A 14,696-nucleotide genomic window follows, 5' to 3' on the forward strand; every position below is an offset into this window, starting at 1 on the left:
AGAAACACCGCATTTTCGGATCGTGTATGACAGATCGGCGCAGCCGACGGCCAAGACCCAGGGACCTGAGACGATGAGCATTGAAATCGACATTCTCAACGGAGATGCGTCGTGGCGGCGCGCCGAGCCGCTGCTCCAGGCGGTCTGGAGCCCGGATATCATGGAGAACAAGCAGTGGGCGGACATCAAATGGGCTCACGCGGATTTGCGCGTGTTTCTCGATGCGCCTGACGACGGCGGGCTCGCCTGCCACGTCGGTATCTACTTCCGGACAATCACCTGGAATGGCCACAAGGTGCATGTCGGCGGCATCGGCGGGGTCGCGACCCGCGAGGACTGCCGGCGGCGCGGCTATGCATCGCTCGCGTTGGATGCCGCTGTGCACACCATTCGTGCCAATGACGCGGTGAAGTTTGCAATCTTATTCTGCGAGCCGCACAATTTCGCATTCTATCAGGCGCGCGGCTGGCACCCCTTCACCGGCGAAGTCACTTGCGAACAGCCCTCCGGGCAGATCCGCTTCGAAGCAATGGCACCGTTCGTCAACGACATCGTCCGCGCGCCGCGCCAGGGCAAGATCGACCTATGCGGCCTGCCGTGGTGACCCCTGCATGGGCGCGGGTGGCGAGCATTAGCTCGAACACGTAACATGTCGATCATCATTTATTGATTGTGAGCCTGGTTCACTGGCGTCGAATTGCAGTGCCCCCCTCCCCCACTTGCGAAGTGAGCCGTGACGCATGACCATCGACGCCTCGATCGACGAGATCAACTCGACCGCGGCCACGCCTGCGGTACCGGTCGATCATCTGCTGACGGCGCCGATCCTGCCGACGCTGCTGCGGCTGGCGGTCCCCAACACCATCGCGATGTTCGGCTCGACCTTGGTCGCAGTCGCCGAGACCTCTTACATCGGCCGGCTCGGCACCGAGCCGCTGGCCGGCATCGCGCTGGTGTTTCCGTTCGCAATGCTGACACAGATGATGTCGGCCGGCGCGATGGGCGGCGGCGTCTCGTCGGCAATCAGCCGCGCGCTCGGCGCTGGCGACCGCGACCGCGCTGCCGACCTGGCACTGCATGCGGCGATCATCGGCGCCTGTGCCGGGTTGTTCTTCACCGTGATGATGCTCGGCTTCGGCCGCGACTTCTATGCGCTGCTCGGCGGACGCGGCGGCGTGCTCGAGCAGTCGACGCATTACTCGCAGGTGCTGTTCTCCGGCGCGATCTCGATCTGGCTGGTCAACACGCTCGCCTCTGTCGTGCGCGGCACCGGCGACATGCGCGTCCCCTCGATGACGCTGATCACCGTGTCGATGATCCAGATCGCGGTCGGCGGCGTGTTCGGCCTCGGGCTGTTCGGCATGCCGAGCCTTGGCATGCGCGGCGTCGCCGCGGGCCAGCTCACGGCCTTTACGTGCGGTGCGATCTTCCTCGCCTGGTATCTCGCCTCCGGCCGCAGCCGGTTGAAGCTCGACTTCGCCGCCTTCAGCTTCCAGCGCGCGATGTTCCTCGACATCCTCAAAGTCGGCGCGATCTCCTGCCTGTCGCCGTTGCAGAGCGTTCTGACGATCCTGATCTTCACCAAGATCCTGGCGGGCTTCGGTACCGAGACCTTGGCCGGATATGGTATGGGCTCGCGGCTGGAATTCCTGCTGATCCCGATCGCATTCGCGGTCGGCGTCGCCTCGGTGCCGATGGTCGGCATGGCAATCGGCGCCGGACTCGTCACACGGGCCCGCAAGGTGGCGTGGACCGCCGGCACGGTTGCCGGACTTGTCGTCGGATTGGTCGGATTCGTGGTCGCACTGAAGCCGACGCTGTGGATTGCGCTGTTCACCACCGACCCCGGCGTGACTGCCGCCGCCTCGTCCTATTTCGCGCTGGCCGGCCCGGGATTCGGCTTCTTCGGTGTCGGCGTCTGCCTGTATTTTTCCTCGCAAGGCGCGGCCAAGGTCGGCGGCCCGGTGCTGGCCGGGACCATCCGCCTGCTGCTGGTCGGCATCGGCGGCTGGTGGCTCGCCGCCGCGAGCGCCCCGGCATGGACGCTGTTTGCGCTGGTCGGAGCTGCGATGGTGGCATTCGGCCTCGCCACCATCGTCTCGATCAGGCTGACTCGCTGGGGCTAGACCCGGAGGGCCGGGGCTCGCGTTGCGCTTTCGGACGCGGCAAGACGCCGCCGCCCTTCCGAGCCTTGCCGGAGCATGGCGGCCTCGGAAAAAACTGAAAAATTTTTCGGATCGCGCCCGCCCGATTGCGCGATTATTACATTGCAGAAATCTTTCGACTTGTTATGCAGGCCGGCCTCTTGGGGAATGAGCCATGGCCTGCAGACTGGGATTCGTGATCGCAATCATCGCGACGGCACTTGCTGTGCCTGCCGCGCATGCGCAAAGCGCGCCTGAGCCTTTCGGCGTCTGGCAGACCCAGGCGGGCGACGCCCGCGTCAAGGTCAGCAAATGCGGTGGCGGCATCTGCGGCGTGGTGGTGAGCCTGCGCGACCCGATCGATCCGATGACCGGCAAGCCGCAGGTCGACAACAAGAATCCCAATCCGTCGCTGGCCAGCCGGCCGATCATCGGGCTGCCGCTGTTCTCCGGCATGCAGCCGGTTGCCGCAGGCAAATGGTCGGGCCAGATCTACAATGCCGACGATGGCGGCACCTATGCGAGCAGCATCTCGGTCACCGGCGAGAGCACGCTGCGCGTCGAAGGCTGCGTCGGCGCGCTGTGCGGCGGCGAGACCTGGACGCGGGTGGGACGGTAAAGGCCGGCCGGGATTTTTCCCTCACCTCTCCCGCTTGCGGATGTGAGCAGAGTCCCCGATGTTGCAACAACTCACACCGCGCGTGTCTTCAGTACGGTGGCGGCCGAGGCGTAGCCGCCGCGGGCGCCGTCGATGAAGTGGACGTGATCGGCGCGCATCACAGACGGGGTGAAGCAGGTCATCATCGCGGCATCCTGCTCGTGCAGGCCGTAGCGCACGACGCCCTGTGCCGCGGCGGCGACCAGGCGCTGCTCGAGCTCGGCGGCGAGTTCCGGCGTGCAATCCAGGATCATGCGCAGGCCGTCGTCGAACTTGCGGAAGTCGGAATTCTCGACCAGCTGCCGCACATAGTTTTTCGGCACGAATTTGCCGACCGGGATATTGAATCGCATCAGCGTATAGGCCCACAGCGTGAACGCGAGCACCGTGGCACGACGCAGTGCCAGCGAGCCGCCGCGCCGTGCACGCGCCTCGTACTCCATCCCCTGCGGCGGCCAGCGCAGCGGCGGGCCATTTGCAGGCACCGGCCGTCCAGCCTCCGGGCTCTTCTCGACCAGCACGACGATGTCTTCGATCACCTTGCGGAAGGCAGCGGGATCGGCGTCCTTGGCGGGCAACACCAGCACTGAGAGGATGACACCGCGCACTGAGGGCATCACCTCGAAGCGGCAGGACAGGCCGGACAGATCGGGTTGCGTGCCTTCAGACGCCGGCTCGACAGCAAACGCGCCGCGCTTCATCGCGGCATCGGCAAACGCAAGACCGCCGCCGGAGAACATCGCATAGGACAGATTGGCCGACGGCCCGAAGCGCGCGACGCGGACGTCGGCGCCCGCCGCGCGGATCGCCGACATCGGCACCAGCGCCACCCTCAGCACGAGGTCAAGATCATTGCGCACCCAGCGTGCGGTCGCAGCCAGCGCCTCGCGCGCTTTGTCGAGATCGGCGGGCGCGACCGCAAAGCTCGCGCCATCGCCGCCGAACACGAAGGGGAATTCGCGGCCATCCAGCGCATTGGTGACTGAGGCAACCACCGCGGCGCCGGCCATATTGACCGCCTTGTAGCGCTGCGCCGCGATCGCCTTGGTCGACTCGACGATATCGGCGACCCCGACCGTCCAGTCATCGGGCAGCGGCGCGTACAGCGCCGGATCCATCAGGCGCGCGAATCCGCGAAACACCGGAATGCCGCCGTAGAAGACCTCGCTGCCGCCAGCCATCGCAACGCCGTGTTGTGTTCGTCTGTTACGAAACTCTCTAGCAGATACGGCGCAGATTGGGACGGGGTTTTGAAAGCGCAGCCCGAGCGGAGCTAGGTCCCGTCACCCCCGCGCAACGGCTTCGCCGTTGCGCGGGGGTGACGGGGATGGGGCGCGACGAGCGCGTCGCGCCCTACTTCCCCAATCCCCGCAGCACGAGCTGGTTCATGCGGCTGGCGAATGCGGCCGGGTCGTCGGGCATCTCGCCGTCGAGGATCTGCGCCTGCTCGAACAGCAGGAGCGACAGGTCCTTCGCCTGCGCGGTGTCGGCCGCGAGAGCTGCGACCAGCGGATGGCGCAAATTGATCTCGAGGATCGGCTTGGTGATCTCGCCGCGGTTCTGCTGGGCGAGCAGCCGCTCCAGCGCGCGGTCGCGCGCGTCGCCGCCGGCGACCAGGCAGGACGCGCTCGCGGTCAGCCGCTGCGAGGCGCGGACATCCGAGACGCGCTCGCCGAGCGCATCCTTGATCAAGGCGATCGTGGTCGCGGCATCGGCTTGCGGCTCGTCCTTCTTGTCTTCAGACTTGTCATCGGCGAGCGGGATCAGGCCGAAATCGACGTCACCCTGGCTCAGCGACTTCAGCGGCTTGCCGCCGAACTCGAGCGGCGCCGAAGTCCAGAACGCATCGACGGGATCGGTCAGCAGCAGCACCTCGATGCCGCGGGCGCGCGCCGATTCCAGCTTCGGATTCGACTTCAGCCGCTCGACGCTGTCGCCGACCAGATAATAGATCTCGGTCTGGTTCGGCTTGAAGTCGTCGACGACCTGCTTCAGCGAGCGCTTCTCACCCGACGTCGTGGTGAAGCGCGCCAGCGCCAGCAGCTTCTCGCGACGCTCGAAGTCCTCCCACAGGCCTTCCTTGATGACCGGGCCGAATGCGTCCCAGATTTTCGTAAAGGTCTCCGGCTCCTTTTCGCCGAGTTGCTCCAGCTCGCCGATGACACGGCTGGTGACGGCCTTGCGGATCTGCGCGAGCTGCGGATTGTTCTGCAGCATCTCGCGCGAGATGTTGAGCGGGAGGTCCTCGCTGTCGATCACGCCGCGGATGAAGCGCAAGTACGCGGGCAGCAGTTCGGCATCGTCGGCGATGAAGACGCGGCGGACATAGAGCTTGACCTTGCCCTTGCGCTCGACCTGGAACAGATCGAACGGTTTCTGCGACGGTGCGAACAGCAGCACGGCATAGGACTGCCGGCCCTCGGCCCGGTAGTGCAGCGTCATCGCCGGCTCGTCAAACGCGCCCGCGATCTGCTTGTAGGCCTGCGCATAGTCTTCCGGCTTGAGCTCGGATTTCGAGCGCTGCCATAGCGCGCTCGCCGAATTGATCTGGCGCGGCTCGCCCTCCTCCGACACCAGGAGGATCGGAAACTGGATGTTGTCGGAATATTCGCGGACGATGCGCTCGATCTCGTAAGCCTCGAGATATTTGGCGGCCTCCGGCTTCAGATGCAGCACGATCTCCGTGCCGCGCGTGACGCGCTTGGTAGCCTCCTCGCTCGCTGGCGCGATCTCGAAGCCGCTGCCGCCTTCCGACGTCCACACCCACACTTCGTCGCTGCCGGCGCGGCGGCTGGTAACGACGATCTTTTCGGCGACCATGAAGGCGGCATAGAAGCCGACACCGAACTGGCCGATCAGATTGGCGCCGTCCTTGGCTTCCGTCAGCTTCGACAGGAACGACTTGGTGCCGGAGCGCGCGATGGTGCCGAGATTGTCGATCAGCTCGGCCCGCTCCATGCCGATGCCGGTATCGACCACGGACAGCGTATTGGCCGCCTTGTTCGGGACGATCCTGATCTCGGGCGGCGTGCCGTCGGTGATCAGGCCGGGATTGGCGATCGCCTCATAGCGCAACTTGTCGCAGGCGTCCGACGCGTTGGAGATCAGCTCGCGCAGGAAGATATCGGTCTCGGAATAGACCGAATGCACCATCAGGTGCAGCAATTCGGCAACCTCGGCCTGGAACGGCTGGGATTCGGCGGCGGCAGTTGTGGTCATGCAGAAACTCGGGCAAACGGTAAGTGGCGGGAAAGCCCTGATATAGCGCGATCGCGCCGCCTGGCAAGACGAGCCGGGGGGAACCGTCAGTCCGAGATCGCCGCGAGATAGCGTTCGACCGAACGGTCGAACGCCGCCTTGGCATCGGCTGCGATGTTCTTGCCCCACCAGGCGCCGTAGATCCGATCATAAGCCAGCGGCGCGACCGTGCGCGCGATGCGGCGAACTGCTATGGCGTTGAGCGGGATGTAGTTCGGGTAGGAATACATGAAGCTGACCGAGCGGCGGTCCATCGCCACCATCGCAATGTCGCCGGTCAGGAGCGCACCGCGCCCGTCCGCGCCCTTGCGCCAATGCAGCATGGTGGCGCCGGCGAAATGCCCGCCGCCGCGCACCAGGAGAATGTCGTCGGAGATGCGATGGCTGTCGCCCTGCCACGGCACGATCGACGAGTAGGGCCGCGTCACCCATTGCGCGTCGTCGCCGTGCAGATAGACCGGCGCATCGTCGAACGCCGCACTCCAGTCGGCGACGGCGCCATAATAATGCGGATGCGAGATCGCGATCACCTTCAGCCCACCGAGCGAGTGGACATGCGCGATCGCCTCGGGCGTGGCCAGCGGCACGCAGTCCCACATCACGCAGCCGCCGCGATCCGGCACCAAGAGCGCGCGCTGCCCGATTGCAAAGGACGGCTCGAGCGCCAATCCAACGAGGCCGAGATCGTCGCGCCAGACCAGCCGATGCCGTTGCGCGAGCTCCTCGCGCGTCAGCCACGCCTGCCCTTTCCAGTTCACATATTGCCGCTCGTCTTCGCAGATCGGGCAGCACGGTGGCGGCACCGCGGTTTCAGGAAATTGCGCGCCGCATTGTTCGCAGGTCCAGAGAGGCATTGAGACCACAGGTGTTGGATTGAAGCTGGTGCCCTGATCTACGCCAGCAGCGCAACGCGTTCAATGCCGGCGCCCCAGTTCCATCTGCATCTCCGCCGGTGCTGCACCAAACTTGCGGCGGAACGCGCGGTGGAAATAGGACAGGTCGTTGAAGCCGACCGTATAGGCGATGTCGCTGACCTTGCGGCCGGCGCCCTGCGCGTGCAGCAGCAGCCGGCGCGCCAGCAGCAGGCGCTGCTCCAGGACATATTCCGAGAACGTGGTCCCTTCGGCCGCGAACAGGCGTTGCGCCTGACGTGTGCTCAGCGCATTCGCCCTTGCTATGACCTCGATCGTGAGCTTGCCATTGTCGAGGTTCTTCAGGATGTCGGCCTTCATCAGATCGAGCCGCACCTTCGCCACGCCGTCGCGCGCGGCCGGTTCCTTCTGCTCCGTGCTGCCGCCGAGCACGAGGCCGACCAGATCGGCCAAATGATGCGCCGCCGCCTGTTGGCCCGGCACATCGAGATCGCCGGCCAGCTCGGTGCAGAGCGCGGAATAGCGCTCGATCATCGCGCTCAACGCCGGCTCGCGGCCGAGCGTCCGCGCGAGCTGCGTTTCCGCCATGGGGGCGACCTGGAGCAGGAGGCGCCGCGGAAACCGCGTCGTGGTAAAGCTGCCGGACTGGGTGAGATCGGCGGTGCCGACGATATTCATCTCGGTGAGGCACATCTGGCCGCGCTCAAGCTCGATCGCCGTGCTGCCCTGTGTGACCTGCACCAAGCCGCGCGTCGCGAAGATCAGAACGAGGTCGTCGCAACCGTCATCCAGAAGCGCGCGGGTGCGGGCAAAACGGGCCGAGCCGCCGCGTGGCGTCGCGATCGCGACCGTATGCAGCAGCGTGAATTCATTGTGGCAATCGATGCGGTTGTCGTCGGTCGGTCCGACGTCGAGCCGGCAGAAGCCGCGGCAAATGCCCTCGCGCCAGGCCTCATAGGCCGGCCCCTTCGCCAGCCCGCGATGGAAAATCGAGAAACGGTTGGGCACCTGTGTCTCGGACATCATCCGTGCTCCGAAAGCGCGATCGATCGAAACGAGGCGACGAACGATCGCGTTCTTCCCGGCGTGCGCATGTCGTTCCTGTCCCTACGCTTGGCGCGACGGTCCACGACTCCGGCGGGGAGCCTGATACCACTCCGCCGATTGACGGTAAAGCCATTCACGAGATGCAACCCTATGATGCAAGGTGCGAAAGGCGGGAATAAAACGGCGCAGCAGTTTCGTGACGCCGCCCTGCCCTGGCTCGACGACGCCTATGCGTTCGCCCAGGTCCTGATGCGAACCGAGGCGGACGCCGAACAGGCCGTGCAGGACTGCTATCTGCGCGCACAGCGCCAGTTCGACGGCTTTCGTGGCACCGCCATCAGGCCGTGGCTGCTCGCGATCCTCAAAACCGTCTGCCAGGAGAAGCAGTCTCGCGGCGGCTCAGCCTCAGATGCCGGCGGGAGCAGGACGCCGGACCGGCGCGGCTCCCCGACAATCCGGCAACTGGTCGCCGAGCTACCCGCACCACTCGGCGAGGTCATCGCACTGCGCGAATATCTCGATCTCTCCTACAAGGAGATCGCCGAGGTCACCGGCCTTCCCGTCACCACCGTGATGTCGCACATCGCCGAAGCGCGCGGCCTGCTGCTCGCGGCGCGGCGAGCAGCACAAACGTCCCAGGAGCCACCGAGGCCCGCGGGCGGTGCGTCAAGACCGATGGTCTATCGCGCCAACGTCTGTTGAGCCGCGGCCGCGCGCTAGAGCTTCTTGTCTTGACGCGTTTTTCCTCACGCGAACCGGTGCCCACTTCGCTCCAAAACGCTCTATTGCGAACGGTTCGACGTCCAGCCCTTGTAGTCGGCGATATTGTCGCGCGTCACGAGCTTTGACGGCAACAGCTCCACGGTCGAGGCAGGCTTCTGGCCGTTGAGCAGGCCGACGCCGATCTGCACGGCGCGGCGCGCCATGAAGAATGGGTCCTGCGAGGAGGACGCCTGGATCTGCGGCGAAGCGGGATCCTTGAGTGCGGCCTCGATGTCGGGCGCGCCGTCGACCGCGGTGATGACAATGCCGCTGCGATTCTGCTGGCGCGCGGCGAGATCGGTGCCGATCGCCTGCGGGTCGTTGATGGCAAAGATGGCATCGATTTTGGCGAAGCGCGTCAGATAGCCCTGCGCCACGGTGAGGCCACCTTCGCGCGAACCCTTGCCGTCCTAGTCGCTGGACAGCACCTTGATGCCGGGGCTCTTGCCGAGCACGTTCTTGCAGCCGGTCACGCGATCGATCACCGCGGAGACCTGCGGTCCGTTCTCGATGATCACGTCGCCCTTGCCGCCCAACTTGTCGACGATGTACTGGCAGGAGATCTCGCCGGCCTGGACGTTGTTGGTGGTCACCGTGGCATCGGCGCCTTCGGCCGCGGTATCGACGGCCACGACGATGATGCCGGCGGCCTGCGCTTTCTTGATCGCCGGCCCGACGGCCTTGGGATCGCCCGGATTGAGCAGAATCAAGTCGACGCCGGCGGCGATGAAATTGTCGATCTGGGTCACCTGCTTGCCGAGGTCGTATTCGAAGCCGACCGTCGTGATCTTGACGTTGGGATTGGACTTCTTCGCCTCGAACTCGGCCCCCTTCGACAGAGCGACGAAGAACGGGTTGCCCAGCGAGCCAAGCGAGATGCCGATCGACTTCAGCTCCTTGGCAAAGCATGGCGCTGAACCGAGGGCGAGCGCGATGACGGCGCCGGCAAATGAGATCGTCTTCATTGGCTTCCTCCCTGGTCTGTTTGAAGCTCCGGCGCGGCGACCAGTGACTGCGCCCGATTTGCTGTGGCTCACGTGCGTGCCGAGCCCTGCAGCCGGTAGCGGTCGAGCGCCACCGCGCCGATGATCACGAGTCCCTTGATCACATATTGCCAGACGTCGGAGACGCCAGTGAGGATCAGGCCGTTCGACAGCACGGCGATGATCAGCGCACCGACCAGCGTGCCCCAGATCGAGCCGATGCCGCCAACAAATGAGGTGCCGCCGAGGATGACCGCGGTGATCGCATCGAGCTCGTAGGACTGGCCGAGCTGCAGGCCATTGGCGGCGTAAAGCCGCGCCGCCTGCATGGCGCCGCCGAGACCGGCGAGCAGGCCCGACACGGCGTAGACGAAGATCAGCACCGCCCAGACCTTGATGCCCGCGAGCCGCGCCGCGCTTTCATTGCCGCCGACCGCGTAGATATGAACGCCGAGCACGGTCCGGCGCAGCACCAGCCACGAAGCCAGGATCACGAGCAGCGCGATCACCCAGAGCCAGGGTATCGACAGCACGCCGGGAACGAGCATCAGCGACCCGTTGCCGATGAAAGCATAGGGAATCGCCGAATTGAACACCGTGGTGTCGGCGCCGAGCAGGCGCGCCACGCCGCGCACGGCGGTGAGCGACCCCAGCGTCACGATGAAGGGCGGCAGGCGCAACAGCGCAATAAGGCCGCCGTTGAGGACACCGAAAGCCGCGCCCGTGAGCACCGCGGCCGGCAACCACAACGCGCCGAAATCGGGGAATTTGGAGATGATCAGCCCTGCCATGGCCGAGGCGGCCAGAATGGAGCCGACCGACAGATCGATGCCGCCGGTCAGGATGACGAAGGTCATACCGGCCGCCAGCACGGTGTTGACGGCGGCCTGCTGCACCACGATGCCGAGATTCTGCGCGGTGAAGAAACGGCCATCCGACAGCAGATGAAAGCCGATGCACAGCAGCACCAGCACCGGCAGCATGCCGAGCGAGCGAATCAGCAGCCGCGTACGCTGACGCTTGCTTTCCTGCGCCGCGACGAGGCCAGGCGCGGCGGCGGCCTTTGCGGAAGCACCGTCATCAGGCATCGAGCCGCTCCATTCCGGTTGCGAGCGCCATGATCTGCTCCTGGTCGAGCGGTGCGGCAGCCGTTCGCTTGATCTCGCCGGCAATCATCCCGGCGCGCATCACGAGGACGCGGTCGCAGATGCCGATGATCTCGGGCAGGTCGGACGAGATCACCAGCACCGCCGTGCCCGACTTCGCAAGGTTGTCGATGATCGAATAGATCTCGGATTTGGCGCCGACATCGACGCCGCGCGTCGGCTCATCGAGGATCAGGATTTTGGGCGTGGTCGCAAGCAGGCGCGACAGCAGCACCTTTTGCTGGTTGCCGCCGGAGAGACCGCCGGCCGCAACGCGGATATCGGCGGCGCGGATGCCCAGCGTCGCGAATGCCCTTCTCGCCCGATCGCGCGCCTTGTCGCGGTCGAGGATACCGCCTGGCCTCGCATCTCGGCCGAGCATCGCGAGATTGATGTTGTCGAGGCACGACATGTCGAGGAACAGGCCGAGCGCCTTCCGGTCCTCGGTGAGATAGGCGATGCCCGCCGCGAGCGCCGCGCCGGGGTTGCGGATATCGACCGAGCGTCCTTCGATCTCGATATGGCCGGCGGTTTTTGGCGTGGCGCCGATGATCAGATGCGCGAGCTCGGTGCGACCGGCGCCAACCAGCCCGGCGAGGCCGACCACCTCGCCGGCATGCACAGCGAGCGAGCAGCCCCTGACGCGCCGTCCGTCGGCGATGTCGACGGCCGCGAGCACGGGGACCCCATCCAGCGCCCTGCTATCGCTGCCGGGATCGTGCTCCTTCTTGTAGAAGGACGAGACGTCGCGTCCCACCATCAGGCGAACGATGGTGTCGGCGCGGATCTCGGGCTTGTCGAGCGAGCCGACCAGCGTGCCGTCGCGCAGCACCGTGACGCGGTCGCCGAGTGCGTAGACCTCGTCCATGCGGTGCGAGATGTAGATGATGGCAAGGCCCTCGTCGCGGAGCCGGCGGATCAGGCCGAACAACCGCTCGCTCTCGCCCGCCGAAAGCGCGGTGGTCGGCTCGTCCATGATCAGGATCTTCGAGCGGGCATGCAGCGCACGGGCGATCTCGACCAGCTGGCGCTGGCCCATCGACAGACCGGCCACCAGCGTCCGTGGCGCGAAATCGGCGCCGAGCCGCGCGAGGACCGGGCCGACGGCGGACTCCATCGCCTCGCGCGCCAGCATCCCGAAGCGCGAGACCTCGCGGCCGAGATAGATGTTCTGCGCGACGCTGAGGTTGGGCGCGAGCGACAGCTCCTGATAGATGATCGAGATTCCCGCCGCACGTCCGGCATGCGGGCCGTTGAAGCTCACGGCCTTGCCCTCGATGCGGATTTCGCTGCCCGGATCAGGCCGATAGGCGCCCGACAGGATCTTCATCAGCGTTGATTTGCCGGCGCCGTTCTCGCCCATCAGCGCATGGATTTCGCCGGCATGGACCGTGAGGTCGACGCCGCGCAATGCCTTGATGCTGAAGAAAGACTTGGAGACCCGGCGCATCTCGAGGATCGGGTCGTTCATCTTGCCTCCCCACTGCGCCGACGGCGTTGCGTCGCACCCGCAAGTTGCATTCGATTTCTCGCGCGCGTGCGCGCATTAAACAAAAGGCCGCAGCACAGGGCAATAGCTTCGGGCGAGACACGAGCCGGGAACCGGGGCGGCAAGGCAAAGCGAATTTTTCGCGATTGCATTCCTGCCGAACGTTCGCCCATTCTCCTTGCCGGCGCGCAACTCCCCTGGCGCGTCGGCGCCGGAGGCAGGAAAGGTGGCGGCATGAAGCTGTACTACGCGCCGGGCACGATATCGCTGATGCCCCATGTCGCCCTGCTCGAGAGCGGTCTTTCCTTTGCCGGCATCAGAGTCGATGAAGCAACCAAGATGATGGCGGATGGCGGAGACTATCGAACGATAAACCCGCTGGGATACATACCGGCCTTGGCGCTCGATGATGGCAGCATCCTTCTCGAGGCAGCCGCGATCGCCCAATACATCGCGGACCGCGACCCAACCAATGGGCTCGCACCACCGCCCGGAACCGTCGAGCGGGCCAGGTTGCAGGCCTGGCTGAACTTCCTCTCCAGTGAGGTGCACAAGGGAGGTCTCGGCCCGTTGTTTTACACCGCGCTGGATGAACGGGCGAAGGACGTTTTCCGGGAGCGGCTGCGGGCACGCTTCGGCTTTCTCGACCAGCACCTCTCGACGCGCGCCTATCTTTTGGGCGAAAGCTACTCGATTGCCGACGTCAGCCTCTATGCGATGACGGGCTGGACGCCCCGCGTCGGCTTCGACATTGGTGCCTACCCGAACCTTGCTGCGCATCACGCCCGGATCGCCAATCGTGATGCCGTGCGTGAAGTTCACCGGGTCGAGGGCCCTGTTCCGGCATGACCTTCAGGCGGAGAGTTTTCAAAAGGCGCGCCGGCTTTCATCGCGGCCGGTACAGGCCGCGCCATTTCGGCAGCCGTTCGGCATAGGCCGCCGCAAGCGCGCGGTCAGGCTCGAACGTCTCGACGCGCGGCGGCGCCGTGCAGACGGCCGCGATCGCCTCGCCGCTGACCGCAAGGCGGGCGAGCCGTGCGGCGCCGAACGCGGCCCCGGTTTCACCATCGGCAAAGCGATGCACCGGAATGTCGAGGACGTTGGCCAGCACCGCAAGCCAGAACCGCGAACGAGAGCCGCCGCCGATCGCATCCACGGCAGTGATCGCCATGCCGCTATCGGCCAGCACGTCGCGGCAATCCGCGAGCGCGAAGGCGACGCCTTCAAGCACGGCCTGCACGATCGCGTCGCGATCGGTGCCGTGAGCCAGACCGTCGAGCATGCCGCGCACATCGGGATCGTCGTGCGGCGTTCGCTCGCCGGACAGATAGGGCAGAAAGCTGACATGCGACGGCGCTGTCGGGCGCGACCCGAGCGGCGCCAGCAGCTCGGCCTCGGAGGCCCGCAACAGCCGCGCGATCCAGGCGAGGCAAGACGCGGCCGAGAGGATCGCGCCGGCCTGAATCCACATCCCGGGAATCGCGTGACAGAAGGTGTGCACCGCGCGCTCCGGATTGGCCGCGATCGCTTGCGTCGGCACCAGCAGCGCGCCCGAGGTTCCGAGCGAGACGAAGGCAGCGCCGTTGCCGATCGCGCCGATCCCGACGGCACCCGCCGGGTTGTCGCCGGCGCCGCCCGCGATCATGGGCCGCTTGCGCATGCCCCAGCGCTGCGCGAGTTCGCTCGAGAGCCGCACCGCAGGCGCGCAGCCCTCGACAAGACGCGGCATCTGGCGGCGCGACAGGCCGGTCGCGTCGAGCGCCGCGTCGGACCAGTCCCGCCGCGCCGCATCAAGCCACAACGTTCCCGAGGCGTCGGAGATGTCCTCGATTGCCTCGCCCGTCAGCACCAGGCGCAGATAGGCTTTCGGCAGCAACACCAGCCTGGTGGCCGCGAAAATCTCCGGTTCGTGCCTGGCGACCCACAGCAGCTTGGGCGCGGTGAAGCCCGGCATCGCCTTGTTGCCGGTCGTCGCCCGCAACGCCGGCCAGCGTTGCTCCAGCTCGCCGCATTCCAGAGCCGAGCGTCCGTCGTTCCAGAGGATGCAGGGCCGCAACGGCTTCCAGTCGGCATCCAGCAGCGTCGCGCCGTGCATCTGGCCGGACAGGCCGATACCGTCGACGTCAGCCAGTTCGGCTGGATGCTCGGCCTTCAACGCGTCGAGCGTCGCGAACGTGGCGTCGATCCACTGCGCCGGGTCCTGCTCGCTATGGCCGGGAAACGGTGAGGCCACCGTCAGCGTTTGGCTGCGGCTCGCCACCACCCGCTGGGCCTCGTCGACGAGAACGGTCTTGACCGCCGAGGTGCCGAGATCGATCCCGAGATACATGATGCTTCA

Annotated in this window: 12 protein-coding genes and 1 pseudogene; 5 read left to right on the plus strand and 8 right to left on the minus strand. The window is 66.0% G+C overall.

Annotated elements, in window-relative coordinates; genetic code table 11:
* Window positions 1-73: 73 nt before the first annotated feature.
* The 3 genes from CO675_RS33630 (at window position 74) to CO675_RS33640 (ending at window position 2,763) form a co-directional block, all read left to right on the plus strand.
* Window positions 74-604: a GNAT family N-acetyltransferase gene (locus CO675_RS33630; protein ID WP_097676114.1), complete on the plus strand. Its 531-nt coding sequence runs from the start codon at window positions 74-76 to the stop codon at window positions 602-604.
* Window positions 605-740: 136 nt separating this feature from the next.
* Complete coding sequence (locus CO675_RS33635) at window positions 741-2,126, plus strand: MATE family efflux transporter (protein WP_097676116.1); 1,386 nt, start codon at window positions 741-743, stop codon at window positions 2,124-2,126.
* A 193-nt stretch (window positions 2,127-2,319) separates the two neighbouring features.
* A complete protein-coding gene (locus CO675_RS33640; protein WP_097676118.1) occupies window positions 2,320-2,763 on the plus strand; it encodes a DUF2147 domain-containing protein in 444 nt (147 codons plus the stop codon).
* Between the two features lie 71 nt (window positions 2,764-2,834).
* Here CO675_RS33640 and CO675_RS33645 read toward each other — a convergent pair whose 3' ends face one another.
* The 4 genes from CO675_RS33645 to CO675_RS33660 form a co-directional block, all read right to left on the minus strand.
* A complete protein-coding gene (locus tag CO675_RS33645) occupies window positions 2,835-3,983 on the minus strand; it encodes a DUF3095 domain-containing protein (RefSeq protein WP_097676119.1) in 1,149 nt (382 codons plus the stop codon).
* 172 nt (window positions 3,984-4,155) lie between these two features.
* Window positions 4,156-6,021, minus strand: a complete 1,866-nt coding sequence (gene htpG, locus CO675_RS33650; RefSeq protein ID WP_097676121.1) for a molecular chaperone HtpG — start codon at window positions 6,019-6,021, stop codon at window positions 4,156-4,158.
* A gap of 86 nt (window positions 6,022-6,107) precedes the next feature.
* On the minus strand, window positions 6,108-6,914 hold the full coding sequence (locus CO675_RS33655; RefSeq protein ID WP_097676123.1) for an MBL fold metallo-hydrolase: 807 nt from the start codon (window positions 6,912-6,914) through the stop codon (window positions 6,108-6,110).
* Between the two features lie 60 nt (window positions 6,915-6,974).
* The gene (locus tag CO675_RS33660; protein WP_245453033.1) at window positions 6,975-7,955 is read right to left on the minus strand and encodes an AraC family transcriptional regulator; all 981 of its coding nucleotides are present in this window, start codon (window positions 7,953-7,955) and stop codon (window positions 6,975-6,977) included.
* 174 nt (window positions 7,956-8,129) lie between these two features.
* Here CO675_RS33660 and CO675_RS33665 point away from each other — a divergent pair, with 174 nt between their 5' ends.
* Window positions 8,130-8,681 (plus strand): sigma factor-like helix-turn-helix DNA-binding protein, encoded by a 552-nt coding sequence (locus tag CO675_RS33665; protein ID WP_097676126.1) that lies wholly within the window; start codon window positions 8,130-8,132, stop codon window positions 8,679-8,681.
* 80 nt (window positions 8,682-8,761) lie between these two features.
* Here CO675_RS33665 and CO675_RS33670 read toward each other — a convergent pair.
* The 3 genes and pseudogenes from CO675_RS33670 to CO675_RS33680 form a co-directional block, all read right to left on the minus strand.
* Window positions 8,762-9,706 (minus strand): annotated as a pseudogene (locus tag CO675_RS33670) (ABC transporter substrate-binding protein).
* Between the two features lie 68 nt (window positions 9,707-9,774).
* A complete protein-coding gene (locus CO675_RS33675; protein WP_097676127.1) occupies window positions 9,775-10,812 on the minus strand; it encodes an ABC transporter permease subunit in 1,038 nt (345 codons plus the stop codon).
* Window positions 10,805-12,340 (minus strand): sugar ABC transporter ATP-binding protein, encoded by a 1,536-nt coding sequence (locus tag CO675_RS33680; protein WP_097676129.1) that lies wholly within the window; start codon window positions 12,338-12,340, stop codon window positions 10,805-10,807. The genes CO675_RS33675 and CO675_RS33680 overlap by 8 nt, the downstream gene beginning before the upstream one ends.
* Before the next feature lie 252 nt (window positions 12,341-12,592).
* Here CO675_RS33680 and CO675_RS33685 point away from each other — a divergent pair, with 252 nt between their 5' ends.
* Window positions 12,593-13,207 (plus strand): glutathione binding-like protein, encoded by a 615-nt coding sequence (locus CO675_RS33685; protein ID WP_097676131.1) that lies wholly within the window; start codon window positions 12,593-12,595, stop codon window positions 13,205-13,207.
* Between the two features lie 37 nt (window positions 13,208-13,244).
* Here the strand turns inward: CO675_RS33685 and xylB are convergent, their stop codons facing one another.
* On the minus strand, window positions 13,245-14,687 hold the full coding sequence (gene xylB, locus CO675_RS33690) for a xylulokinase (RefSeq protein WP_097676132.1): 1,443 nt from the start codon (window positions 14,685-14,687) through the stop codon (window positions 13,245-13,247).
* Window positions 14,688-14,696: the final 9 nt, after the last annotated feature.

This window comes from Bradyrhizobium sp. C9, assembly GCF_002532045.1.
Classification (GTDB): domain Bacteria; phylum Pseudomonadota; class Alphaproteobacteria; order Rhizobiales; family Xanthobacteraceae; genus Bradyrhizobium.